We start from the raw sequence: 23,924 nt of genomic DNA on the forward strand, positions 1-23,924 counted from the left end.
ATATTGCTCCCCAAAAAGCTATTCTAGCATAGAGAGGAATTGACCGGATGGCAAAACGCTATAGTGCAAATATTCAATAGAATTTTGCCGATTCCGGCCAACATATTCATTTTTCAGGATCATCTTATCGCCAGTCAGTCCGCAATATTTCTTACCGGCAATCCAATGCGGCATATTACGGTGATGACATTAACGGCCAGCATCGGCTTGCTGACCATGTTCATCGTGGATTTTGTCGATCTACTTTACATAGCGCAACTGGGCGACAACGCGCTGACGGCCGCCATGGGCTTCGCTGCCACAATCCTGTTTTTCGGAACCGCTTTCAATATCGGTTTGATGATTGCCGCGAGCGCTTTGGCGGCGCGTAAAATCGGCCAAGGTGACGCCGCCTATGCGCGACGATATTTGACCAATATCCTCGCGCTGAGCATGATGCTGATCATCCCGCTTGCGATCCTATTCTTTGTTTTTGCGCCGCAGATATTATCGCTTGCTGGTGCGACCGGAACCGCCAAAGAAGCCGCTACCGGCTACATCCGGATCGTCGCGCCGTTCATGCCATTTAGCGTAACTGCCATGGTCTGTTCCGGATTTCTGCGCGCCCATGGTGCCGCGCGGCGGGCCATGACGGTGACGCTCAGCATGGGTATTGCCAATGCAATATTGGACCCCATTTTCATCTTCGGTTTTGGCCTCGGCATCAATGGTGCGGCCATGGCCACGGCCTGTGCGGCCATTGTCTCATCCATCCTCGCGGTTGTGCCCATCATCAAGCATTATGGTGGCTTTCAACGACTTTCATCCATCCTGTTCAAAGAGGATTTGAAGCCGGTTATCGCGATCTTGGTACCGGCCATATTGACCAACGTCGCGACCCCGGTAGGCGGCTTTATCTCCTATCGTTTCATCGCCAGCTATCCCGATGAGGTCATTGCCGGGTTTGCGGTTATGGGGCGTGTGGTTCCGGTTGCCTTTTGCTTGCTCTTCTCCCTGTCAGGAGCCGTTGGGCCGATTATCGGTCAGAATTTCGGGGCCCTGCAATTTGACCGCATCCGCCTTACCATCCAGCAAGCCATGGGTTTTGCGCTTGGCTATACGTTACTGATTTGGCCGCTTCTATACCTACTCCAAGGTCCCATCAGCGATGTTTTCAATTTGCAAGGCGAAGGGCGTGATGTGTTTTGGCTGTTTGCAACCTATCTGACGCCACTATTCTTCTTCAACGGCATATTGTTTATCTCCAATGCCGCTTGCAACAATCTGGAACGTCCCACCTGGTCGATGGTGATGAACTGGCTTCGCAATACGCTGGGAATATACCCCTTTCTGTTGGTCGGAGGTGCTCTTTACGGCTTGCCAGGCATTGTCATCGGGCCCGCTATTGGCGGCGTTCTATTTGGTATTATCGGCTATGGCATTACGCGTTATCTGGTGAATATTCAGGAAGCGAATCACATTTCGGATTAGCATATCCAAATTCGCATTTTTGTTTGGTTTGTTTGGATAGTCGCACCAACCGACTTGCTCATTTTCTCCCGTTTCTTGGCCCGACACTCGTTGAGCGGCGGAATTACTGCGTTAACCATTTAATACCAAAGAGCGCCTCGTCCCATCTTGAAACAACCTGTTTTTGGTCAGCGATAACTGCAAAAAAGACGGTATTTCCATCGCTTCCAGCCCGACTGGGCCTTTGCAGGTGTGTCGACAAATTACAGATCGTGTTCCTCCTCCCTATGTGCCGCAGCTCAGCAGCGGTGGTTCAGCTGTTGCTGGACCGGCGGGATATGCGTTTTCGCCGTCGCCAGCTGCCGCCCAAACCCAAATTGTTGAGGAACAGGAACCGGAACAGACAGGCTTTACCCCACAGGCCACGGACCCATCCCAATCAAAGTCCAAAGCGACTTGGCATCTACCGCGTTGGTTGATGTTGAACGTCCGTGAACGGATATTGCTGGGTCTGCTGGTTTTCAGCCTCGTCATGATCCCTGCCACAATGCCGCAAGCAAGCCTTGACGCGCAGCAATATAATCCCAGCAACACCGACTTGCAGCCGGTCGAGCGTGCAGAAGAAAATTTCGCGGGCTCAGCTTTCTACTTTATTGATCCCGGCTATGCGATTCCGCAAAATTATGGAGATCTCGCGATTGATCCGCTCGCCGAACAGGGCAGCGACGATATTGATGAGTTGCTGGCGAATGGTAACGCGCTAGCCTCTGCTCATTTAATTCGCCCTGTCGCTTTCCGGGCATCCGCAATCGACAATAGCCGTGCGTTGCAATGTCTGACCTCCGCCGTTTATTACGAGGCTGGACTGGAACCCGATGCCGGGCAACGCGCTGTTGCACAAGTTGTGCTGAACCGGGTACGCCATCCCAGCTATCCAGGAACGATCTGCGGGGTTGTTTTTCAAGGTAGCGAACGCCGAACCGGATGCCAATTTTCTTATACATGCGATGGGTCGCTGCGCCGCGCACCGTCAAAATATCATTGGAACCGTGCCAAAAAGGTAGCTGCCTTGGCGCTCGCAGGGACAATCGCGTCGCCGGTGGGGACCGCGACACATTATCACACAACGGAAATCTATCCTTATTGGGCGCCCAGCTTGCGGTTCCTTGGCACTATCGGCGCGCACCGCTTTTACAGCTGGAAGGGTAGTGCCGGTAAAGCCAAAGCGTTTAGCCACAAATATCGCGGCGGCGAACCGCTGCCCGCACCAAAACCGCGCAAATATGATCCAGATCCTGCTTCATCGCTCGATCCCGTCACCCTCGAAAAGGCCTATGAAGCCGGGCGGCGCAAGGCAGAAGCAGAAGCGGCCAAATCAGAGAAGGCAGCGGCAATCGCGGCCGACAATGCGCGACGACACAGTTTACCGGCACCTGCCATCACTTCCGGAAGGCCTAAAACCTATCAAGCGCCCAGCTATAGCAAGGAAGCGTTGAAAAAAGGCGGAGAAAAAGCCTTTGCGGGTCAGAAGTTGCCAAATGTTAGCCAAATAAAACCGGAATATCGCAATGCCGGTACGTGGAAAGACAAACCGGGTAGCTAGACCTGCACCGTCTGCATTTTGTTAGTTTCGGCCGCAACCAAACGGCGCTTTTGCTTGCCATTGCCCTTGAAACGAGCCTAAAGCCACCCGATTTTAAGTAAAAGACATTGGAGTGTGCTCATGGCGACGAATTGGACGCCGAACGGTTGGAGAAATTTTGAAGGGCTGCAAATGCCTGACTATCCTGATGCTGCAAAGCTGGCGGATACAGAACAGCTCCTCGGCAGCTATCCGCCATTGGTATTTGCCGGCGAAGCGCGCAGTCTGAAAAAAGATCTGGCGGAAGTCGCTGAAGGCAAGGGATTCTTGCTACAAGGTGGTGATTGTGCGGAAAGTTTCGCGGAATTTCATCCGAACAATATCCGCGACACATTTCGGGTCATTCTGCAAATGGCTGTCGTCCTGACCTACGCATCGAAAATGCCGATCGTGAAGCTGGGCCGCATGGCTGGGCAATTTGCCAAGCCGCGCTCTGCGCCTACCGAAACGCAAGATGGCATCGAAATGCCAAGCTATCGCGGCGACATTATCAACGGCATTGAATTTGAAGAAGGCCGTCGTCAGCCCGATCCAGATCGGATGGTCCGTGCCTATAATCAGGCCGCGGCAACGCTCAACCTGCTGCGTGCTTTTTCAACCGGCGGCTATGCCAACCTGCAACAAGTGCATGGCTGGACCCATGATTTCATGAGCCGCAGCCCCTGGGCGAAAAAGTTTGAAGAAATGGCAGATCGCATCGGCGAGGCACTTTCTTTCATGGAAGCATGCGGGATTAACCCGGACACCGTGCCACAACTCAAGGCGACGTCTTTCTACACCAGCCATGAAGCCTTGCTGCTACCCTATGAAGAAGCATTGACGCGGCAGGATAGTCTGACCGGCGAATGGTATGACACCAGCGCCCACTTCCTGTGGATTGGCGACCGGACCCGCTTTGAAGGCTCAGCCCATGTCGAGTTTCTCCGCGGCATCGGCAACCCAATTGGCATGAAATGTGGTCCATCGCTAAAAGCCGATGACCTGTTAAAAATGCTCGATACGCTGAACCCTGCTCGGGAAGCGGGCCGGATCACGCTGATCTCACGCTTTGGTCATGACAAAGTGGAAAGCGGATTGGCGCCGCTGGTTCGTGCAGTCAAACAGGAAGGCCACCCGGTCATTTGGTCCTGCGATCCGATGCATGGCAATGTCATCAAGGCGGATAGCGGCTATAAAACCCGGCCGTTTGAGCGCATTCTCGCCGAGGTTCGCGGCTTTTTTGCAGTACACCGCGCAGAAGGCACTTTTGCTGGCGGCATCCATTGCGAAATGACCGGTCAGAATGTCACGGAATGCACCGGCGGCGCCGTTGCCATTACGGACGCAGCGCTTGGTGATCGCTACCACACCCATTGCGATCCCCGGCTCAATGCAGCGCAGTCATTGGAACTGGCTTTCCTTTTGGCAGAAATGCTCAATCAGGAATTATCCGACCGTGCTCAGGAAGCCGCATAAGCCATGGCAGAAAAAATCAAACCGGAACGTATGCGTCCTGAAGATTATGCAGAAGGAGGATCACCGATGAGCAGAGGGGCCACCTATGTTCGCAAGGAAATCGTCAGCAAAGGCGTAGGCTTTGGCAGCGCGCTGGCCATTGCGATTAGCTTTACGACACATAAGTCGATCGTCTGGGCGATCATCCACGGTTTCTTTTCATGGCTCTACGTCATCTATTACGCACTGACCCGTTAAAGTATGGCAGTAGCCATCTGATGACTATTGCCAATTATCGTGACATTACAGAGCTTTCCGGTTATTGATACATTCGGTTACTAACGATCCTAAGGACTGCTATGCGCCGACTTGCCATCTTGATGACACCGATATTGGCCATCACCGCGAGTTGCAGCGGCCCGATCGAAACCCGAATTCAGACCGAAGCCGGATCAGCTCTGCCTGCCCAAAAACAATATAGCTTCACGGCAAAACCGGAACAAAATAGCGAAACCTATCAATCCGCACGCAAGCTGGTCGCTGAAGCACTAGCAGCGAAAAGCTTTATCGCAGCGGATGAAGCACCGATATTGGTTCACATCGCCTTGGCTGGTCGCCCCGCATCCATTGCTTTGACGGCAGGTGAAAAAGACAATGTCAGCACGATTGCCGGGCAAAAGGAACGCAAACCATTGCAATCCTGTGACGATGTGGAACATCGCCTGACCATCAATATGGTGGCTGCCGCTGATGGATCAGTCATCTATTCCGGAACAGCAGCGGAATATCATTGCAAAGGATCAATGGAACAATCATTGCCTTTTCTGATCGATGGGGCACTTTCTGATCTTGGGAATTCGGGTCCAACTACCGACAGTAAAACCCGCACCCGTACGGGGATCGAATAGCCCTTTTTGTCAGTCCGCTTCTGCAGGTTCCGGTGCCAACGGCAACAATATCGTAAAGCGCGCGCCGCCATCCCTGACATTATCCGCTCGGATAGTGCCACCATGGCGCTCAATCACGGCCGCAACGAAGTTCAGCCCCAATCCCGCACCTTTGACGGCTCCTTTGGAGTCCGCGTCGTCGCTTGCGAACCGCTCAAACAAATTGTCCAGCATGCCTTCCGCAATACCGTTGCCCTGATCGGTGATTGCCACCGATACAAAGGGCTGCTTGTCGATACTGATATTACGGAGCAGGATGGTTATCTTGCTATTGTCAGGGCTGTATTTGATCGCATTGTCGATGAGATTAGCGAAAGAACGGTAAAGGCTGGATGGCTCACCGATAATGAAGGCATCATCCGATTGATCATCAACGGTCGATTTGACCCCGCGCTGTTTGGCAAGCGGCCACAGGCTGTCATTTGCCTCGATCACCAGATCGGACAATAGAATTTCCTCACCGGAAAACTCGCTCGATTTTATCCGGGCCAAGCCGACAAAATTATCCGCCAGCGCCAAAGTCCGGCGAGCATGACTTTCAATCCGCTTGTTTTCATCGGTTTCATCCTGACCATCGAGCAAGGCCAATATCGCGGCCTGTGGTGATCGCATATCATGTGACAAAAGTTGCAAGACTTCTTCGCGTTCCTGGGCCGCATTGGCAACTTCGGTAATATCCGCAAGATAATGGATATGTCCGCGCAATTCTCCCTCATCAGACAGGACCCTTGCCCGCCGCATCGCAAAAACTTGATCATGAAGCGAGGTGAAGTCAATATAGTCATGTTCCCGCAACTGCTGATCCAGTGCGAGATAGTCCCTCACATCTCCCAGATCGTCAGGCGTAACAAAACGCGTCAGCATATCGTCAAGCGCCAGATCCTGCACGCCATCTTCAAAGCCTGTCTGCGCCAACTTGTTGACGAATTTCACCTTGCCATCAAGATCGGTTATGAACATTGGGTCCGGCAAATTTGTCAGTGCATCGGTAATGAAGCGGCGTAGGTCGCGCATATGTTTAATCGCATGAGCCAGCTCCTCTGCTTGTTCCGTTACCAGATCAACCGGGCCCAATGAAGCCTTCAAAACCGGGATATCAGGCGTTTCAGAATGATAGTTTTTCAACTCTTCGTCCATGAAGTCGCTGGTTACCTGTAATCGGCGCCATCCCCACACTGGATAGACCAGTGCCAATCCCACCAGTGCAGCGCCCGGTGCAAACCAGATTTTCCACGACAGCAACAGCGCGCTCGTCATCAATATGATCGCGACCAATCCAAACGAGACCAATATCGTTGTTCGCGGCCGCCAGCGCCAGAAACCAATCAGCAATATCCATGTGGGAATCAGCGAAAGCAGGATTTGGGTGCCCATCGAAACCGGCGTGATAAAATTATCAGCCATGATATCGTTCAGCATATTGGCCATGATCTCAACACCAGCGATCGTGCCGCCATCTGCAAGCGGCGCGGGGTGCTGATCTCCCAACCCTTGCGCTGTCGCGCCCACCAATATGATCTTGTCTTTCAAAAAAGCAGTTGGAATTTCGCCATTTACAACGGCTGCATAGGGGATGCGGGAAAATGCACCGCGGTTCGCATAGGGCATAAGCAGCGGCTGCTGACAATTATTTAGGCGATCAAAAGCCGCCGAGTTGCCGTCGTTCACGCTGCGATAGACCTGCTCCATCAGATGCGGCCAGATCGTCTCTACACTTTCCGTTCGGTCGGCAATCCCTCCAAAGCATAATGACGTCCGGCGCACCACGCCATCACGGTCAAACAACAGATTCACGTGACCTATGCCGGTGGCGGCTTGTTTGAACGGTGCGATAGGTTCCTTAATATCAAAGTCGGTGCCATTGCTGCCGGGAAAAACAAAGTGCAGCGGAAGGAACAAATTCTCATTCTTCGCAGCAGCTTCTGCCAAGGCACCGTCTTCATCCAAGTTACCCGGTTCACTGAGCAATATATCAAAGGCAATGGCTTTCGGAGCAGCGTCTGCCAAACCATTCAGTAAATCAGCATGGCGATTGCGTGGCCATGGCCATTTTCCGAAAGCGGCCAGGCTATCTTCGTCGACGGCAATGATCAGAATTTCTTCCGATGCGTCCGGCCGATCATATTCCGAAAGCTCATCATAAAGCAGGTTGTCGAAACCAGAAAGACTGTTCCAAAAAATTAGTGCGGCAACAATCAGGGAGGCGACCAGCGCAACACCCGCCCATTCAATCCCCAAACGGCGACGCAGTTTCATGGGCTGTCAGTTCTCCAAATAGGTCCAATGGCCCCGATTTGGCCCTTGGTGGCTATGCTTTTAACCAGCCACCGTCAATTTTTCAAAGTCAGTCCATTTCTGAAAGACTTCCTTATCTTCCGGATCGGACGAATATTGGGTCACCCCGACGCGCCAAAAATATTCTCCGTCAGGTAGGTCAGACAAGGTGATGGCATCTTGAGTCAACCCTGCTTCATCGACAATCGGAATGGCTTTTGTATCACCAAGCAGCAGCTGAAAGCGATAGACCCGCTTGCCCTTGCCTGCACCAGACCACTTGAACCGATAACCGAAATCACCCGTGCCGGCGCTTCCGCTTAGCGTGCTCAATTGACGCTTGAAGGAATAGGAAGCCGGCATGCCTTCAAAACCATCTTGGCCGATGGCGGTCGCTTTGGCAAAATAACGCCCGTCTTCGATGCTGGGCAAGCTAATGCTTGTGCCATTGACAAGTTGTTCGGCGACAATATCGACAAAGCCGGCATCCGACGAAATGAGTATGCGGTGCCCCGATGCCGCTTCACGCGGAGTAACAGCAAACTCAAGTGTCTCTTCGGATTGCACCTTGGCTGGATCAATAAGTTCCGGCGGCGTTAGCAAATCTGCTTTGGCGAGATCGCCGGTGACTGTGGCAGCAGCGCCAGTCCCTGCTGGCACGGAGACAATATTTGCGCCCTCAAGGCTATCACCTGATGCAACGTCAACCGCACCTTCTACCGTTTCTGAATAAGCGGTTCCCGTACCTTCGTCGACGCGCGTCCGATAATCCGTGCCTCGCACAGCAGAGACAGCAACCGGCGTCCGAACCCGATACCGGTCTTCTTTTTTGTCAAAGGGCGTGACTTTGGAACGCATCCGTCCGCTATCGACTGCAAGTTCATAATCCACGCTATCGGTAAGCAGAATATGACGCAGCCGCATAATACGCATTTTGCTATTTGATGGCATCGAAATACGCGACCCATCCTCCAATTGAAGGGTTAGAAAGCTCCCTGCAGCCGTAGCAAGTCGGCTACCCTCGGCAATTTCTATGCCTCTCGCTGGTGTGATCGGCCGGCCGCCGCGGGCAATGGACACATTTCCGCGAAAAGCGCTTAAACTGGCTTCGCTTGGACGATATTTCAATAAACGAAATGGGATCAATACAGTTTTACCAACCGGGATAAACCGCGGATTGGCTATCCGATTAAGCCGTTGCACTGCGACATAATCGGAGCGTTTACGCATATATTTTTGAGCAAGGTCGATCAGCGTATCACCGCGCTTGAAGACATATTCGACGCGAGAATTATCCCCAGAAGTCTGAGCCTGCGCCACCAATGGCGTAATAGCAACAGGGGCCAGTGAAACGAGAGCTAAAATCCGCAGATATTTGGAATATTGCCGTCTACTTGTTCCAAAGGCCATGTTCATACCCCGTTGCTCAGTGTCTCCAATCTATAGCCATAGCCGAAAACCGTGAAAATCCGAAACCCGTTCTCAGGCGTAAGTGACAATTTCGAGCGCACCCGCGACACGTGCATGTCGAGTGTACGGGTCGCAAGATGCGCATTGGTCCGCCAGACAGTTTCCATGATGTAACGGCGCGACAAGGTCCGGTCGCGGTTGCGGAACATCAGGTCGGTTAGTTCGAATTCTTTAGCCGTCAACGCAACTTCTGTTTCCTTATGCCGAACCTTTTGCTCGATACGGTCGAGTATATAGTCACCATATTGTGCCGATGTTTCCATTGCGGTTGCACCGCTGCTGCGCCGCAGGATGGCGTTGATGCGCGCGGCGATCACCTTCGGATCTTCCGGTTTGGTAATATAGTCATCTGCCCCGGCATTCAGCGCATCACTAATATCCTGTTTCGCGGTGCGACTCGTCATCATTATGACGGGCGGCCGATCGTCGACCGCTTCTTCCATCCATTCGAGAATCTGCATTCCGGTTTTGCCCGGCATATTCCAATCAAGGATCACCAAATCAAAAGTATCGCGCAGCAACGCATTGGTCAAAGCGTTCCCATCCGCAAAGCCCACAAAAACGTGGCCCTGCCCCTCAACAATTTTTCCTAAAAATTCGACGATTTCTTTGTCATCGTCTGCAATAGCTACACGCATACATGTTCCCCGGTCGCGAATAACAACATCAGAGTTGCTTTCGCTTCTTATTAATCCCTACCCAGAGTCCGTTTACATCCATGTTCATGGATTTTACCAGCACTACTACATGTAATTTACAACCCTTTACATAATTCCGGTGAATTCTGCCAAATCGGCGACAAAATAGAGGCTCAGCCTGTAAATTTGACGCTATCGGAGCATTGGAGAGCCTTCTCAGCACATATTTGCCCTGCGGAGGATATCAATGATCGGATTCGTTTTTTGGAAAGTTGGTTGGGGTGGCAGGATTCGAACCTGCGCATGGCGGCATCAAAAGCCGCTGCCTTACCACTTGGCGACACCCCAACACTTGCTGCTTCGTTGGCCAGCGAAGGGCCTAATATCCAACTTACTCCAAAGGGGCAAGGGGCAGTTACAGCTATTTTCAGAACAATATTTTAGAACAGGCGTTTCACCCAGCCATGCTTATCTTCAACAAGACCGCGCTGAATATCCACCAGCCGCATCCGCAGTTTCTCGGTCAATTGGCCCGGGCCGCCACCGCCAATGGTAAAATCACCAGTTTCGGATCGGACGGTGCCAACAGCCGTTACGACCGCAGCAGTTCCGCACGCAAAGGTCTCCAGCAATTTCCCGCTAGCGGCATCTTCGCGCCATTGATCGATGGAATAGGGCTCTTCACTGACTTCCAAGCCCTCTTCACGGGCCAATATCATAATCGATTCCCGCGTAATCCCTGGCAAAATCGTGCCCGTCAGCGGCGGTGTGATTAGCCGGCCGTCATCCATCACGAAAAACAGGTTCATCCCGCCCAGCTCTTCCACCCAGCGCTGTTCAGCGGCGTCGAGAAATACCACTTGGTCGCAATCCTGCGCAATCGCTTCGGCCTGCGCGACAAGGCTAGCGGCATAGTTTCCGCCACATTTTGCAGCACCGGTGCCGCCGGGCGCGGCGCGGCTATAGTCTTTGGAAACCCAGATCGTGATCGCCGAAGCACCCGCCTTGAAATAGGCACCAACGGGAGAGGCGATGACCATATAGAGATATTCTTTCGCCGGGCGGACGCCTAAGAACACTTCACTGGCAAACATAAACGGCCGCAGATAAAGTGATCCACCTTCTGCAGAAGGAAACCAATCACGGTCAATATCAACCAGTGCTTCCACTGATTTCAAAAATAGCTCTTCGGGCAATTCGGGCATCGCCATGCGCTGCGCGGAGGCCTTAAAGCGCCGGGCATTTTGCTCAGGCCGGAACAGAGCCGTCGTTCCGTCGGCAAGCCGATAGGCTTTCATGCCTTCAAATATTTCCTGCGCATAATGGAGTACCGATGAGGCAGGGTCCATCGGGATTGGCGCACGTGCTTCTACCTTGGCGTCATGCCAGCCCTGTCCCTCGGTGTAACGGATGACCACCATATGATCGGTGAACAAATTTCCAAAACCGGGGTTTTCCAACAGCTTTGCGCGATCGGAATCCGCCACAGGCTGCGGGTTCTGTTGGACAAGGATTTCCAGACTATCGTCGTTCGCCATATCCCGTCTCTTTCACTGTGCTGATTGGAGGATTCGCAGACTAGTTTATCTTGCAATCACCTAAACAGCATGTCAAGATACGTCAACATGGCTGACATATCTCGTCCCTCCGCTTCTCCGGGAGCATCGCCGCTTTTCCTCCGCGAAGACGAAATTAGACGCGGGGTAGAGTTGCTCTATTTCGGCTATACCCGTCTCACCAACGCGATTGATCAGGAACTTGGTAAACAGGGTTTGGGCCGGGCACATCACCGAGCGCTCTATTTTATCGCGCGCCAACCGGATTTGACGGTCGGGGAATTGCTGCGGTTGCTGGCAATCACCAAACAGTCTTTAGGCCGGGTATTGAAAGAGTTGCATGACCGCGATCTGGTCGTGACCAAGACCGGCGCGCTGGACCGCCGCCAGAAATTGTTGCGGCTGACAGATGCCGGCGCAGCCTTGGAAGCCGAGTTGTTCGCGCAATTGCGGGAGCGGCTATCAGCAGCTTATGTGACAGCTGGACAAGAGTCCGTCACCGGATTCTGGCATGTGCTGGAAGGACTGGTCCCGGAATCAGACCGTCAAATGGTGTTTGATCTGCGTAAAGACAAGAGCTGAATCCGGTACGAAGTTCACAAAGTACACAAGCCCCTTTGGGCTGTTTTTTCTGGATGAAAAATTCCAAAATTCACACAGTTCTCACCCCTTCATGCAGGAACAATGCTCTGATCAAAGCCATGGTCGGATCGATATTCAAAACTGAGAAAGAGCGCCGTGTCACTATCACAGCGCCCTTCTTGTAGGAAAGCTCAGGCCTTCGCTTCCTCGGCCATTTCCCGGTTGCGCTCCATTGCCGCTTTCAGGACATCATGGAGCAGCGCATTCACCCGGCCATCGGCATCAAGCACATCAAGACCTTTACGGGTGACGCCATTAGGACTTGCTACCTGCACAGCTAATTCCCCCGGACTGACATCCGAGCCCGCTGCCAGCGTCGCTGCGCCGTCAACCATAGCCAGTGCCAAACGAGCAGCCTGATCCCTGTCCATGCCCAACTCGGCCGCCGAAAACGATAGCGCATCAATGAACCGGAACAGAAAGGCAGGACCAGAGCCTGACAGGGCCGTTGCGATATGCATCTGGTCTTCATTCTCCAACCATTCGGGTCGCCCCAGTGGCGAGAATAGCGCGTTCATCTGATCTTTCAGAGGCGCATCTTCGGTTTCGCCAATCAGGATCATCGGTGATTTGGATACAGTAACCGCCATATTGGGCATCAAGCGGATGACCTTGCCTGCCTCGGGAAACGCCGCTCGCAGGATATCAATCTCGGTTCCCGCTAGCACTGACACAATATGCGTATTTTCGCCAACCAGAGGCGCGAGGTCCGCCGCGACATCATCCAGTTGATAAGGTTTCATCGCCAGCATCACCAGATCAGGTGCTGGTTTTTGGGGATAGTCAGGCTGTGATTGCAGTCCCCCGGGAAGCGGCGACTGATGGGGTTTTATCACGGTAACTTTCGCGCCATCCAGTCCATTGTCGAGCCATGCCTGTAGTATCGCACCACCCATATTGCCGCAGCCGACAAACCAGATGCTGTTAAAGCCTTCTGCGATCATGTCTTATTCCCTTATGCCTCGCCCCTGCCTAAACTGCACCCCGGCCTATGCTTCACCTTGGGTGTCGATCATTGCATGTTCAAGCGCGTCCTGCGGGCTTTTGTCGCTCCATAGGACAAATTGGAACACGGGGTAAAAACGCTCCCACTCATCAATCGCCATATCGACAATTGTCTGCGCCTGATCGAGACCCAGCATGCCGCTGCCACCCAGCATTATCGCATGGCGGAACAACAACAGGTTATTGGTCGACCATAGATCAAAATGGCCCAGCCAGAGTTGTTCGTTGATTAACCCGAGCGATTCATAAATGGCGATTTTCTTGTCATCGGGAACGCGGATATCGGGGAGCAATAGCAATTGCAGAACATGATCTTCATTGCGCCAGATCGCCCGCAACTGATAGCTGGTCCAATTGCCCTTAATCTCTACCGATATTTCATCTTCGCTAATATGCTCAACGGACCAACCGCGCGCCTCAAAAAAGGCGACCAGCATATCAACCGGCGGTGCCTCTTCCTGATCAAGCTCAGACCACATATCGTCAAGCATTACGGTTCCACATCATCTGATCATTGCCCCTGCATCACGAGCCTTAGTGGCCCAGCCCATCATGCAGAGCAAGGCGGCGCTGGGCCTCCGATCATATTGTTTGTGGGAAGACTGTGGATAATCGCCGAGGATTTTTCGCTGCGAATTAGTCGCCCAATATTGGGACGGAAGCTAGCTTCCGGATTTTGGCGGCGTGGTTTTCTTTGGCGCTGCCTTGCGTGCGGCAGGCTTGCGCGCAGCCGGTTTTGCAGCAGCAGTCTTGCGCGCCGCGGGCTTCTTGGCCGCGGCTTTAGGCGCTGCTTTCTCTAGATCATCGAGACGCTTTTTCAGCGCGTCGGCTTCGGCACGGGCCTTGGATGCCATTTCCTTGACCGCTTCAAATTCTTCGCGCGACACGAAATCCATACCGCCAAACCATTCCTTTGCACGCTCCCGTGCGCCTGCCTCGGCTTCGCGTCCAACCCCTGCCACGGTCCCCGCCAAGCCATTCAATACTTTGGAAAGGTCATCGAAAAATTTGTTCTGGCTTTGCATGTCAATTACTCCGTCTGGGGGTCAGGATCTGGCTATTTATTATATTTGGGTACTCGCCGCCGGGACGACAAGGGTTTCGGCACCCGGATTAAGGTCAACAATCTGCTTGTTCAATATCGCTGCGAAACAGAGCCATGCCAAATAAGGCACCATCAACCAAGCGGCGGCTTTCCGGACCCGTCCAAATATCAGGGTGGTGACAAAAGCCGTCGCGAAAATCGAGATGAGCAACCAAAAGGCAGCGGACACCTGATGCATGCCGAAAAATAGCGGCGACCAAAACAGATTGAGCGCATATTGAATCAGGAACAATATGATAGCGAGACCACGCAGCGGCGCACCGCGTGCGTGCAATATCATCGATAGCGCGATACCCATCATGATATAGAGGATTGTCCATGCCACACCGAACATCCAACCGGGCGGCTGCGCCTCCGGCTTGGTCAATGCTTGAAACCAGCGGTTTTCCTCACCGGACCCAGCAACTTGTCCAGAGATAAAGCCAAGCGCAACGATCACCGGAACGATAAATAAAGCCCAGCGTAACAGCGACATGCGCAGCTGACCTTTGGATGCAATTTGGTTCACGGTGTCATTCCCCTAACCCACGCTGTCCTATCGCAGCCTAATACCGCATAGAACGAATCATACAGCGGAAAACCGCCATGTTTCTATGGTTTCTTAGGCAATGTTACGCCGCTTTGCCAGTGGATTGGGCGCAGCATCAACGATGATCCCAATTTGGGCCGTTTGATGGGTCCGGTGCTTGGCATCGGACAAATACATCCTATGTTAGAAAGACTGGTATGATTGCGCGCATGATTTTCCGTCTGCCATGACCGCCAACAGGATTGTCGCCCAAAGGTCGGGCTGCTAGGGGCTTTTTATGAGTGAAATTACCAATGACAATGCCCCTGAAAAGGAGCCGTCAGACACAGCAAAACCCACGACCAAAAAGATAGGCAATTTGCGAATGGTCTGGGATCGGGCTATTCGTTATCCTAGACAGATTGTTTTTGCCGCCATCGCCCTTTTCGTTGCGGCCATGGCAACATTGGCCATTCCTTGGGGCTTTAAGTCTATTGTCGATGAAGGCTTTGCCTCTGGCGTGGCCGATATTGCACCCTATTTTCAGCTTCTGCTGGTGATTGTCGGCATATTGGCGATCGCTACTGCCCTTCGTTTCTATTTTGTCAGCTGGCTCGGTGAACGGGTCGTTGCCGACATCCGATTGGCCGTTCAACGCAATTTACTACGTCTCGCCCCCGGTTTTTTTGAGGAAAACCGGCCATCAGAAATCGCATCGCGGATGACGTCGGACACGGCCATTATTGAACAGGTTGTTGGCACGACCGTATCTGTGGCTCTTCGGAACATCATTATCGGCATTGGCGGAATTATCTTTCTGTTCACGCTGGCACCGACACTAACCGCCGGGCTGCTGCTGGGTATTCCCATCGTCATTTTGCCAATCGTGTTTATCGGCCGCAAACTGACCAACGTGTCGCGATTCAGTCAGGATCGGGTTGCCGATGTCGGGGCCATGGTTTCCGAGACATTGGGCGCGATGAAAATTGTCCAGGCCTTTGGTCAGGAGAAGCGCGAACATGAAAGATTTGGCGGCGCTGTCGAAAACACATTTGACATGGCCAAACGGCGCATAAGATTGCGCGCCGCTTTAACTGCTGTGATCATCGCACTGGTATTTACTGGTATCACACTACTGATGTGGCGTGGTGCTCTTGGCGTAGCAGAGGGGACGATTTCCGGCGGAACCATTGCTGCTTTCGTTCTCACTGGCGGCTTGGTAGCAGGTGCTTTCGGAGCTCTGACCGAGGTCTATGGTGATCTTCTGCGCGCGGCTGGCGCAGCAGGCCGCTTGGCAGAGCTATTGTCGGAAGAACCGGGCATTGCGGCTCCCGCCTCTCCTATTGCTTTACCCGAGCCACCACGTGGCCAAATCTCCTTTGATAATGTCACCTTCGCTTATCCGACCCGTCCAGAAACGGCTGCGCTCAAAAACTTCTCGCTAAAGGTATCTCCCGGCGAGACGGTTGCGGTTGTCGGCCCTTCCGGCGCCGGTAAATCGACCCTGTTTCAGCTGGCTCAACGTTTCTATGATCCGGAGGGCGGAAGCGTCAGAATTGACGGCGTTGCGCTGCCTTCCGCAGATCCAGCCGATATCCGCGAGCGTATGGCGCTGGTTCCCCAGGATACCGTATTATTTGCTGCATCGGCCCGCGACAATCTGCGCTATGGCAAATGGGATGCGACGGACGAGGAAATTTGGGCTGCCGCTCGTGCTGCCAATGCCGAGAAATTCCTGCTGGAACTGCCCGAGGGTCTCGACAGCTTCATGGGCGAAGCGGGCACGCGCCTATCTGGCGGTCAGCGCCAGCGTGTCGCTATTGCCCGCGCTTTGCTGAGGCACACGCCCATATTATTGCTGGATGAGGCGACATCAGCTCTGGATGCCGAGAGCGAAAAACTGGTGCAGGATGCGCTCGACCGTCTCATGCGTGATCGCACCACGATTGTCATTGCTCACCGCTTGGCCACCATCCGCTCAGCAGACCGCATCATCGTCATGGATGAAGGCAATATCGTCGAGCAAGGCGATCATGACAGCTTGATCGCCCAGAACGGCCTCTACGCCAAGCTTGCGGAGTTGCAATTTAATGGCGGCGATCAGTCCAAAGCCGCTGTAGCCGTGTAGGAAGCGCGGTTAAACCAGCAGACCCCGCCAAACGATAGGCGGGACTTTCTGTCGGTGAGGGGCAAGGTGACTTCTGCATAACGCCTCCCGCGCTCAGTGTTATAGGGATTATAGGGAGCGCCATACATCATGGGGATACCGTCGGTCAGGGCTAGTAAACAGCCATATTGATCCGACACTGGTCTGTTGTCTCAGGAAGGCCGCCATTTAGCAAACGTCAGAGCTAGAGCACATCTGACGAGACTGGCACTTGAACCGAACACGCCATGGCTCGGCTGATCACCTTGTGGCAAAAATAGGTCATCTGCATAAAAGCAATATCGCTAAGATGACAATAAAAAAGGCGATGGATCGCTCCACCGCCCTTTTATAATAATCGTCAGCTGCGCTTAGTTTGGCAAGCGTGATGCCTTACTAAAGCTGCTATATTGTTCGTTACCGACAAAACCAAACTTGGTTACACCGCTATCCTTAATCTCCGCGAGAACACGGTCGACCGTCAGATAGGCGCTAACCGCATCTGGCTGGAACTGGAGCTCAGGCTCTGGAACCATCGATTTGGTCTGTGCGAGATATTGTTTAACCTGTTCCAGCGAAACTGGTGTGTCATTCCACAATATCTGGTTGGTCGGGGTAATACCCAGACGGTTTTTAACAGGATCAATGTCCGGTGGTGGTGGTGGATTTGGATCATCTACCGGTAGATCCAGTTTCACCGCGTGAGTCTGGACCGGGATAGTAATGATGAACATGATGAGGAGAACGAGCAAGACGTCGATCAACGGCGTCGTGTTCATTTCCATCATCGGCTCACCATCGTCTTTGCCGCCGCTCATGGCCATTAGTGCGTCTCCTTAAAAATTCTAAACTTCATGCCGTATCAGGGCTATTCAATTGCAACCGGTGTTGACAGGAAACCAACCTTGGCGAAACCAGCGCGCTGCATGGCGAAAATTGCGCCACCAATGCACCGATATGGAGTGTTGATATCACCGCGAATATGCACTTCTGGCATATCGTCAGCTGTCATATTTTCCACACCGCCAAAGGCTTCGATCTGATTTTCCAGCTGGGTCACAGCCCTCTGTACCAATTCAGTGGAATCGATCGGAGTCGTATTCCAATAAATTCTGCAATTCCCGCCTGGATTGGCGCCCGAATAGTCCGGATCACCAGGATCACGCCCTGCCGAATCAGTCGTCGTGACAGCAAGCAAAACATTTTCAGGTTTTGTCGTCGTCACTTCAAATGGTAGAACCGGTAATTCCAATTCGACCGTCTGGATCACAACCGGAACAGCGATCAAGAAAATGATCAGCAAAACGAGCATGACGTCCACGAGCGGGGTCGTGTTAATGTCCGATAGAGGAGTTTCTGCTCCACCGCCGTCCCCAACATTCATCGCCATAAGATTCTATCCTCTTATAATTATACTGTATCGAATTAGCGGGATGACCCCGCACATCCGAAAATCAGGAGCAGCCCAAGCCGTTTGCGGAAACCTTGATTTCCGGCAAACGGCTTTGGCTAGCGCCTTACTTCTTTACTGCTGGCTTTGCTGCAGCTGCTGGCTTCGCTGGAGCCGCACCTTTCAAGGCAGATGGCTTCACCGCACCGTCAGATGAGATGTAACCCAGAACATCGTTTGAGAAGTCGCTGATATCTTCTGCGATGCGCTTGTTACGGCCCTGCAACCAGTTATAGGCAAGAACAGCAGGAACAGCCACACCAAGACCAAGTGCGGTCATGATAAGAGCTTCACCAACCGGGCCAGCAACAGCATCAATCGATGCCTGACCAGCAATACCAATTTTAATCAGTGCGCGATAAATACCGATAACCGTACCGAACAGACCGATAAATGGTGATGTTGCACCAACGGTTGCGAGCCATGGAAGACCGGTTGCCAGTTTGGAGTTGATCAGCCCCTGCGAACGATGCAGCGAACCGTGCAGCCAGTCATGGGCTTCCACTGGGTCGGTCAGACGCGCGTGATCTTCTTCGGCTTTAATGCCATCATCAACAATCTGACGATACGCACTGTTTTTATCGAGCTTCGCAGCGCCTTCTTTCAAGCTATTTGCTTTCCAGAAAGAGGCCCGAGCCGCCTGACCCTGCTTCATCACTTTATTTTGTTCAAAAAGTTTTGAGAACAGGATGTAGAAAGAAGACACGGACATGATCGCCAAAACAGCAAGCGTGAACCAAGCGATGACACCGCCCTGTTGCATCGCTTCCCAAAAGCCGAACTGATTCTTCGGAGCGGCTGAGCCCGCTGCAGATAAGATTTCAATAAACATTATATATTCCCCTCAAGGATAGATTAGAATTCAAAATTTAGCAGCGAAGCAGCATTGGGCCGCTCCGCTGCGGTGTTACTTATTTCGGTATCTGCCAACGAACCCGACTGGCCCATGTGCCGGTCGTTTTGTTCCCTTGCGAGTCAAGAGACGGGCGAAAACGTCCACGTCGCTTGATGTTCTTACAGGTAGCAGCGTCCAAATCACTATGACCGCTCGAACCAGTAACCTGACAATCCGATACACGACCATTGGCACCGACCGTTACCCGGAAGCTGGTCGTACCTTCGCGTTCCTCACGCAGAGCGCGTGATGGATAGTCGTTGGCATTCGCCCAGTTACCTGGATTACCACGCGGTTCGGGGTTTGCCCGTTGCGGTGGTGGCGGTGGTGGTGGAGCTGGTGGTGGAGCCGGAGCAACAGGTGCAGGCGCCGGAGGCGGTGTTTGCACTTGTTGGATAACCGGACGCGGCGCAGCGGGCGGCGTCACGATCGGTGGAGGCGTCACCACTGGCGGTGGTTCAATCGGCTGATCCGGTGGCGGTGGAGGTGGTTCCTCAATCTCTTCCGGGGGTTCTTCTTCTTGGATATCGATCATATCAAGCTCTGAAGCCACTTTCTTGACTGCACTATAAGCCAATCCGGTGACCAAAGCATATCCAAACAGCGCGTGAATAAGAACGACAAGCACGATAGAAATCAGCTTGCTCGAGCTCATTTGTTGTTGGTCAGCATAAGCCATTCAGAAATAAAACTCCTTTTCTTCCCTAAGGAATCGAAACCTCGCAAAAGATTCTTTTCGAGAATTGCTGGAGTCTAACCCGCGCCAATCCCTAGATTCCCCACGACAGCTTTTCGTTGCAATGAAAGCCGTCTTAAAAATGTTTTAACGTGGTAGATAGGGACAGGCAATCGCTTTGTTAGTTCAGGGTTGATTAAGCTGTCAAAAACACAAGATGACAGGTAGAGAATAGCGTCTCAAAAGCGGAAATTTACAGGATAATCATGCACCCCATACCCTATATATTCATTGGCTTTCTAGTGGCGCTAACTGCGTGTTTCCCTGCCTTTTCGCAGTCCGATACAAATGCCGACCCGCTACAATATGCCGACGTTGCTGACCTTAGTGTAAGTGCGCCCCTTATAGCGCATGTTACGATCAAAGAAGCTATTAAGGTTGACCCAAAAAGGGTCACTAACGCCCCTGCGGGAACGCAAAGATATTATATTGTAGCGACAACTAACGCGCTGATTCGGGGTCAGGGCGGAATACCGGAAACGATTCGCTATATCATTGATCTACCATTGGATGAGCGCGGACGAGCACCCAAGATAAAGAAGAAATCGTTTATTATTTTTGCACGCAATCTTACCGGCGCCAGCGGTGATATTCAGCTCGCCGCGCCAGATGCACAGATTAGCTGGACGCCCGCCAGAGACCGGCGCGTACGGTCACTGGTACGGGAGATCGTCGCCCGCAATGCTGCGCCGGCAATTGTTGAAGTCGGCAGCGCTTTTCATGTTCCCGGCACAATTATCGGCGAAGGGGAAACGCAGATATTCCTTGAAACCAACAGCGGTGACCCTGTTTCCATAACCATATTGAGCCGGGAAGGTCAGAAGAAGGTCTGGGCCGTATCTTTGAGTGAAATAGTGGACGAAGCAGCGCGTGCGCCCGTTCGCAACAGCTTATTATGGTATAGACTGGCTTGCTTCCTTCCAAGATCACTTCCCGAAGAATCGCTTGCTGGCGATTCGGCGGCCAATGCCAATCAGGCACGCCGGGACTATAGTCTGGTAATACAGGATCTGGGCAATTGCCCGCGTACCCGCCCGGCGGAATATCGCCCAAGCTGATCAGGCACAAAGCAAGTCTGTCTATATAGTCTGCCAGACTCTTGAAAGACGGGCTGGCATTATAGTGCCGCGGCGCTATTAAACAGGCGCAATCACAACGTCGCCTATTATATCAGCCCGAATTCAAGGTCTCCATATCATGACAACACCTCTCCGCATCGCTCTGGCTGGCCTTGGCACCGTAGGATCGGGGGTCATTCGCCTGATCAACGAAAACGGCGCGATGATCGCTCAGCGTGCCGGACGCCCCATTGAGGTTGTCGCCATTTCCGCACGCAATCGTGACCGCGATCGCGGCGTTGATCTCAGTCCCTATAAATGGGTTGATGATATGACCGATTTTGCCAGCGATCCCGACGTCGATTGCGTCGTGGAAATGATTGGCGGTTCTGATGGCCCTGCTCTTGAGCTGGCGCGCAACAGTTTGAGGGGCGGCAAATCATTTGTCACCGCAAACAAAGCGATGATCGCGCATCATGGGATGGAACTCGCTGGTCTGGCCGAAAATCAGAATCTGGCGTTAAAATATGAAGCCGCCGTAGCTGGCGGTATCCCAGTCATCAAAGGCCTGCGGGAAGGTGCCTCGGCCAACCGTATCGAGCGTGTTTACGGGATCCTCAATGGTACCTGCAATTATATCCTCACCACCATGGAAAAACATGGCAGTGATTTTAATGCCGTATTGAAGGATGCGCAGGACCTTGGTTATGCAGAAGCCGATCCCAGCTTTGATATAGATGGTGTTGATGCGGCCCATAAATTGGCTATTCTTGCGGCGCTTTCCTTTGGCACCGCGGTTGATTTTGACGGCGTTGAAATTGCGGGTATCCGAAACATAATGGCGGCAGATATCGGTCAAGCCAAAGCGCTGGGATACCGCATCCGGCTACTCGGCATGGCCCGGATTGATGACGGAAAATTGTTCCAGCGCGTTAATCCTTATCTGGTACCAGAAAGCCATCCTCTCGCTCATATTGATGGATCAACCAACGCGGTGGTTGCCGAGGGCAATTTTTCCGGTCGGCTGATGTTTCAGGGCGCCGGTGCCGGTGATGGCCCCACCGCTTCAGCGGTTGTCGCTGACCTGATCGACATTGCCCGCGGCGATAGCGGAACTGTTTTCGCTATGCCAGTCGATGAAATGGCCCAAAGCGAACGCGCCGAAAGCGGCAATCGCACTGGCAAAAGCTATATTCGTTTTGTGGTGGCTGACAAACCCGGTGTGTTGGCGGAAATCACTGCCGCCATGCGGGATGCGGAAGTTTCGATCGAGAGCCTGATCCAGACCGAGAAAACCGAAGAAGGGTCCGTCTTAATCTCGATGGTGACACATCAGAGCATGGAACGCGATGTTGTCCTTAGCTTGCAGAAACTATCCGATTCCAGCAGCCTGCAAGGCGCACCGGTTGTCATGCACTTGCTAAGCGACGAAGACTAGAAAGCCACTCGTCACTCAGGTTCATTCGGCTTTATCTGCACCTGTTTGACATAATCCTCATCCGGAACAGTGGGCTCAATGACCCGCCACAGACGTCCTGCCGGACCGCCAACGCCGCCGCCTGCGCCACCAAAAGAAACGGTCACAAGAGGCAGACCTTTGAAACATTGCCGCTCGCTGGCATCAATATAGCATCGTCCTGTATTGACATATTCCGCATTTCCCTTGGGAATAAGCTCGCGAACCCGTTCACCGCGCGGCAAAAGTTCCGGAAACGGCACACGATATTTGCGATTGGCGTCAAATCTCGCACAGACCACAATCTCATCGGGGTCAGAGTTTTTCAAACAGCCATCAGCATCGACGGCGACCAGACGGTGGGCGTTTTCGATCAGCTGATGCGTGCGATCATCCGTCGCTATTTGCGCATGGGCCGTCTCTAAAACAGCGCCCGGTGTCAGGATTAAGGACAAGATTACAAGGCTTCTCGACAATGTCATATAGCTCCCCTATCGAGAGTTCAAAATCTGCCCCTTAAAGAAGGACTAGACATTCAAATGCCTAAATCAAGTGATATTCTCGAACGCATTCTCGTATTGGAAATGGTACGCGTGACCGAGGCAGCGGCGGTTTCCGCTGCAAAACTCATCGGACGCGGTGACGAAAAGGCAGCGGATGCGGCGGCTGTGGAAGCGATGCGAGCAGCGCTGAATGGACTGGATGTCTGCGGAACCGTGGTCATTGGTGAAGGTGAGCGCGATGAAGCGCCGATGCTGTTTATCGGTGAGAAAGTGGGCCATGGTTGTGCTGGCGAATCGCCGGAAATTGATATCGCGCTGGATCCGCTGGAAGGCACGACAATCACCGCCAAAGCTGGCGCCAATGCTCTAGCCGTTCTTGCCATTGCCGAGAAAGGCAATCTGCTCAATGCGCCGGATGTCTATATGGACAAGCTTGCCGTTGGTCCGGGCTATTCCGATGATATTATCGATCTCAACAAATCCGTGCTCGAAAATGTCTCTGCTGTGGCTAAAGAAAAAGGCGTCGAACCCGCTGACATCATTGTCTGCGTCCTCGACCGTCCGCGCCATGAGAAGATTATTTCCGAGCTGCGCGAAATTGGCTGCGGCATCATGTTGATTCCCGATGGCGATGTTGCCGGCGTTATCGCAACGACCGACGAAGAAACCACTGTCGACATGTATATGGGCAGTGGTGGTGCACCCGAAGGCGTATTGGCCGCTGCGGCGCTGCGCTGCGTCGGCGGGCAGTTTAAAGGCCGCCTGACCTTCCGCAATGATGATGAGCGCAAACGCGCTCATAAATGGGGCATCGAAGATCTCGACAAAATCTATGACCTGAAAGAGCTCGCCAAGGGTGATGTCATTTTTGCAGCCACCGGCGTCACCGACGGTTCGCTTTTGGAAGGCGTCAAGAAACTGCGCAACGGTATCATGACGACCGAAAGCGTTGTGATGCGCGCATCTTCGGGCACAGTACGCTGGGTCAAGAGTGAGCATCGCTCCTAATT

Annotated in this window: 23 protein-coding genes and 1 tRNA gene; 10 read left to right on the forward strand and 14 right to left on the reverse strand. The window is 52.9% G+C overall.

Going from position 1 to position 23,924, the window contains the following annotated elements; translation table 11 throughout:
• Window positions 1-63 precede the first annotated feature (63 nt).
• The 5 genes from ABJM21_RS13215 (at window position 64) to ABJM21_RS13235 (ending at window position 5,433) form a co-directional block, all read left to right on the forward strand.
• The gene (locus ABJM21_RS13215) at window positions 64-1,470 is read left to right on the forward strand and encodes an MATE family efflux transporter (RefSeq protein ID WP_348300462.1); all 1,407 of its coding nucleotides are present in this window, start codon (window positions 64-66) and stop codon (window positions 1,468-1,470) included.
• Between the two features lie 229 nt (window positions 1,471-1,699).
• Window positions 1,700-3,052 (forward strand): cell wall hydrolase, encoded by a 1,353-nt coding sequence (locus ABJM21_RS13220; protein ID WP_348300463.1) that lies wholly within the window; start codon window positions 1,700-1,702, stop codon window positions 3,050-3,052.
• Window positions 3,053-3,172: 120 nt separating this feature from the next.
• Window positions 3,173-4,546, forward strand: a complete 1,374-nt coding sequence (locus ABJM21_RS13225) for a 3-deoxy-7-phosphoheptulonate synthase class II (RefSeq protein WP_348300464.1) — start codon at window positions 3,173-3,175, stop codon at window positions 4,544-4,546.
• A gap of 3 nt (window positions 4,547-4,549) precedes the next feature.
• Window positions 4,550-4,783 (forward strand): hypothetical protein, encoded by a 234-nt coding sequence (locus ABJM21_RS13230; RefSeq protein WP_348300914.1) that lies wholly within the window; start codon window positions 4,550-4,552, stop codon window positions 4,781-4,783.
• A 101-nt stretch (window positions 4,784-4,884) separates the two neighbouring features.
• A complete protein-coding gene (locus ABJM21_RS13235; RefSeq protein WP_348300465.1) occupies window positions 4,885-5,433 on the forward strand; it encodes a DUF4136 domain-containing protein in 549 nt (182 codons plus the stop codon).
• A gap of 9 nt (window positions 5,434-5,442) precedes the next feature.
• Here ABJM21_RS13235 and ABJM21_RS13240 read toward each other — a convergent pair whose 3' ends face one another.
• From ABJM21_RS13240 to ABJM21_RS13260, 5 genes are all read right to left on the reverse strand, one after another.
• Window positions 5,443-7,728 (reverse strand): CHASE2 domain-containing protein, encoded by a 2,286-nt coding sequence (locus tag ABJM21_RS13240; protein ID WP_348300466.1) that lies wholly within the window; start codon window positions 7,726-7,728, stop codon window positions 5,443-5,445.
• A 60-nt stretch (window positions 7,729-7,788) separates the two neighbouring features.
• On the reverse strand, window positions 7,789-9,156 hold the full coding sequence (locus ABJM21_RS13245; protein WP_348300468.1) for a FecR domain-containing protein: 1,368 nt from the start codon (window positions 9,154-9,156) through the stop codon (window positions 7,789-7,791).
• A 2-nt stretch (window positions 9,157-9,158) separates the two neighbouring features.
• The gene (locus tag ABJM21_RS13250) at window positions 9,159-9,854 is read right to left on the reverse strand and encodes a response regulator transcription factor (protein ID WP_348300469.1); all 696 of its coding nucleotides are present in this window, start codon (window positions 9,852-9,854) and stop codon (window positions 9,159-9,161) included.
• A 273-nt stretch (window positions 9,855-10,127) separates the two neighbouring features.
• Window positions 10,128-10,202, reverse strand: a tRNA-Gln gene (locus ABJM21_RS13255).
• A gap of 92 nt (window positions 10,203-10,294) precedes the next feature.
• Window positions 10,295-11,392 carry a branched-chain amino acid aminotransferase gene (locus ABJM21_RS13260; protein WP_348300470.1) on the reverse strand — a complete coding sequence of 366 codons (1,098 nt, stop codon included), beginning with the start codon at window positions 11,390-11,392 and terminating at the stop codon, window positions 10,295-10,297.
• A gap of 87 nt (window positions 11,393-11,479) precedes the next feature.
• Between ABJM21_RS13260 and ABJM21_RS13265 the strand changes: the two genes are divergently transcribed.
• Window positions 11,480-11,992, forward strand: coding sequence for a MarR family transcriptional regulator (locus ABJM21_RS13265; protein WP_348300472.1), 513 nt, complete (start codon window positions 11,480-11,482; stop codon window positions 11,990-11,992).
• Between the two features lie 191 nt (window positions 11,993-12,183).
• On the opposite strand, the gene ABJM21_RS13270 is transcribed toward ABJM21_RS13265, so the two are convergent.
• The 4 genes from ABJM21_RS13270 to ABJM21_RS13285 all read right to left on the reverse strand — a co-directional run bounded on the left by ABJM21_RS13270 (window position 12,184) and on the right by ABJM21_RS13285 (window position 14,670).
• Window positions 12,184-12,996, reverse strand: coding sequence for a pyrroline-5-carboxylate reductase (locus tag ABJM21_RS13270; protein ID WP_348300473.1), 813 nt, complete (start codon window positions 12,994-12,996; stop codon window positions 12,184-12,186).
• Between the two features lie 45 nt (window positions 12,997-13,041).
• Window positions 13,042-13,548: a YbjN domain-containing protein gene (locus tag ABJM21_RS13275; RefSeq protein WP_348300475.1), complete on the reverse strand. Its 507-nt coding sequence runs from the start codon at window positions 13,546-13,548 to the stop codon at window positions 13,042-13,044.
• Between the two features lie 171 nt (window positions 13,549-13,719).
• The gene (locus tag ABJM21_RS13280) at window positions 13,720-14,082 is read right to left on the reverse strand and encodes an accessory factor UbiK family protein (protein WP_348300476.1); all 363 of its coding nucleotides are present in this window, start codon (window positions 14,080-14,082) and stop codon (window positions 13,720-13,722) included.
• Between the two features lie 39 nt (window positions 14,083-14,121).
• Window positions 14,122-14,670, reverse strand: coding sequence for a TspO/MBR family protein (locus ABJM21_RS13285; RefSeq protein WP_348300477.1), 549 nt, complete (start codon window positions 14,668-14,670; stop codon window positions 14,122-14,124).
• 298 nt (window positions 14,671-14,968) lie between these two features.
• On the opposite strand from ABJM21_RS13285, the gene ABJM21_RS13290 reads away from it, so the two are divergent.
• Window positions 14,969-16,798: an ABC transporter transmembrane domain-containing protein gene (locus ABJM21_RS13290; protein ID WP_348300478.1), complete on the forward strand. Its 1,830-nt coding sequence runs from the start codon at window positions 14,969-14,971 to the stop codon at window positions 16,796-16,798.
• A gap of 389 nt (window positions 16,799-17,187) precedes the next feature.
• Here the strand turns inward: ABJM21_RS13290 and ABJM21_RS13295 are convergent, their stop codons facing one another.
• The 4 genes from ABJM21_RS13295 to ABJM21_RS13310 all read right to left on the reverse strand — a co-directional run bounded on the left by ABJM21_RS13295 (window position 17,188) and on the right by ABJM21_RS13310 (window position 19,840).
• On the reverse strand, window positions 17,188-17,640 hold the full coding sequence (locus ABJM21_RS13295) for a biopolymer transporter ExbD (RefSeq protein WP_348300479.1): 453 nt from the start codon (window positions 17,638-17,640) through the stop codon (window positions 17,188-17,190).
• 44 nt (window positions 17,641-17,684) lie between these two features.
• Window positions 17,685-18,206, reverse strand: a complete 522-nt coding sequence (locus ABJM21_RS13300; protein WP_348300480.1) for a biopolymer transporter ExbD — start codon at window positions 18,204-18,206, stop codon at window positions 17,685-17,687.
• Window positions 18,207-18,333: 127 nt separating this feature from the next.
• On the reverse strand, window positions 18,334-19,098 hold the full coding sequence (locus ABJM21_RS13305) for a MotA/TolQ/ExbB proton channel family protein (RefSeq protein WP_348300481.1): 765 nt from the start codon (window positions 19,096-19,098) through the stop codon (window positions 18,334-18,336).
• A gap of 79 nt (window positions 19,099-19,177) precedes the next feature.
• A complete protein-coding gene (locus ABJM21_RS13310; RefSeq protein ID WP_348300483.1) occupies window positions 19,178-19,840 on the reverse strand; it encodes an energy transducer TonB in 663 nt (220 codons plus the stop codon).
• A 263-nt stretch (window positions 19,841-20,103) separates the two neighbouring features.
• Between ABJM21_RS13310 and ABJM21_RS13315 the strand changes: the two genes are divergently transcribed.
• Window positions 20,104-20,955, forward strand: coding sequence for a hypothetical protein (locus ABJM21_RS13315; protein ID WP_348300484.1), 852 nt, complete (start codon window positions 20,104-20,106; stop codon window positions 20,953-20,955).
• 139 nt (window positions 20,956-21,094) lie between these two features.
• Window positions 21,095-22,393 (forward strand): homoserine dehydrogenase, encoded by a 1,299-nt coding sequence (locus ABJM21_RS13320; RefSeq protein WP_348300486.1) that lies wholly within the window; start codon window positions 21,095-21,097, stop codon window positions 22,391-22,393.
• Window positions 22,394-22,404: 11 nt separating this feature from the next.
• Here the strand turns inward: ABJM21_RS13320 and ABJM21_RS13325 are convergent, their stop codons facing one another.
• Entirely contained in the window at window positions 22,405-22,893 is a 489-nt protein-coding gene (locus ABJM21_RS13325; protein WP_348300487.1) for a hypothetical protein, read from the reverse strand.
• A 57-nt stretch (window positions 22,894-22,950) separates the two neighbouring features.
• On the opposite strand from ABJM21_RS13325, the gene glpX reads away from it, so the two are divergent.
• Entirely contained in the window at window positions 22,951-23,922 is a 972-nt protein-coding gene (glpX, locus tag ABJM21_RS13330) for a class II fructose-bisphosphatase (RefSeq protein ID WP_348300488.1), read from the forward strand.
• Window positions 23,923-23,924: the final 2 nt, after the last annotated feature.

Source organism: Parasphingorhabdus sp. (genome assembly GCF_039977335.1).
In the GTDB taxonomy this organism is placed as follows: domain Bacteria; phylum Pseudomonadota; class Alphaproteobacteria; order Sphingomonadales; family Sphingomonadaceae; genus Parasphingorhabdus.

Coding starts and splice junctions, on each gene's coding strand:
- ABJM21_RS13225 (WP_348300464.1), top strand. CDS start 3,173: ATGGCGACGAATTGGACGCCGAACGGTTGGAGAAATTTTGAAGGGCTG.
- ABJM21_RS13230 (WP_348300914.1), top strand. CDS start 4,550: ATGGCAGAAAAAATCAAACCGGAACGTATGCGTCCTGAAGATTATGCA.
- ABJM21_RS13235 (WP_348300465.1), top strand. CDS start 4,885: ATGCGCCGACTTGCCATCTTGATGACACCGATATTGGCCATCACCGCG.
- ABJM21_RS13240 (WP_348300466.1), bottom strand. CDS start 7,728: ATGAAACTGCGTCGCCGTTTGGGGATTGAATGGGCGGGTGTTGCGCTG.
- ABJM21_RS13245 (WP_348300468.1), bottom strand. CDS start 9,156: ATGGCCTTTGGAACAAGTAGACGGCAATATTCCAAATATCTGCGGATT.
- ABJM21_RS13250 (WP_348300469.1), bottom strand. CDS start 9,854: ATGCGTGTAGCTATTGCAGACGATGACAAAGAAATCGTCGAATTTTTA.
- ABJM21_RS13260 (WP_348300470.1), bottom strand. CDS start 11,392: ATGGCGAACGACGATAGTCTGGAAATCCTTGTCCAACAGAACCCGCAG.
- ABJM21_RS13265 (WP_348300472.1), top strand. CDS start 11,480: ATGGCTGACATATCTCGTCCCTCCGCTTCTCCGGGAGCATCGCCGCTT.
- ABJM21_RS13270 (WP_348300473.1), bottom strand. CDS start 12,996: ATGATCGCAGAAGGCTTTAACAGCATCTGGTTTGTCGGCTGCGGCAAT.
- ABJM21_RS13275 (WP_348300475.1), bottom strand. CDS start 13,548: ATGCTTGACGATATGTGGTCTGAGCTTGATCAGGAAGAGGCACCGCCG.
- ABJM21_RS13280 (WP_348300476.1), bottom strand. CDS start 14,082: ATGCAAAGCCAGAACAAATTTTTCGATGACCTTTCCAAAGTATTGAAT.
- ABJM21_RS13290 (WP_348300478.1), top strand. CDS start 14,969: ATGAGTGAAATTACCAATGACAATGCCCCTGAAAAGGAGCCGTCAGAC.
- ABJM21_RS13295 (WP_348300479.1), bottom strand. CDS start 17,640: ATGGCCATGAGCGGCGGCAAAGACGATGGTGAGCCGATGATGGAAATG.
- ABJM21_RS13300 (WP_348300480.1), bottom strand. CDS start 18,206: ATGGCGATGAATGTTGGGGACGGCGGTGGAGCAGAAACTCCTCTATCG.
- ABJM21_RS13305 (WP_348300481.1), bottom strand. CDS start 19,098: ATGTTTATTGAAATCTTATCTGCAGCGGGCTCAGCCGCTCCGAAGAAT.
- ABJM21_RS13310 (WP_348300483.1), bottom strand. CDS start 19,840: ATGGCTTATGCTGACCAACAACAAATGAGCTCGAGCAAGCTGATTTCT.
- ABJM21_RS13315 (WP_348300484.1), top strand. CDS start 20,104: ATGCACCCCATACCCTATATATTCATTGGCTTTCTAGTGGCGCTAACT.
- ABJM21_RS13320 (WP_348300486.1), top strand. CDS start 21,095: ATGACAACACCTCTCCGCATCGCTCTGGCTGGCCTTGGCACCGTAGGA.
- ABJM21_RS13325 (WP_348300487.1), bottom strand. CDS start 22,893: ATGACATTGTCGAGAAGCCTTGTAATCTTGTCCTTAATCCTGACACCG.
- glpX (WP_348300488.1), top strand. CDS start 22,951: ATGCCTAAATCAAGTGATATTCTCGAACGCATTCTCGTATTGGAAATG.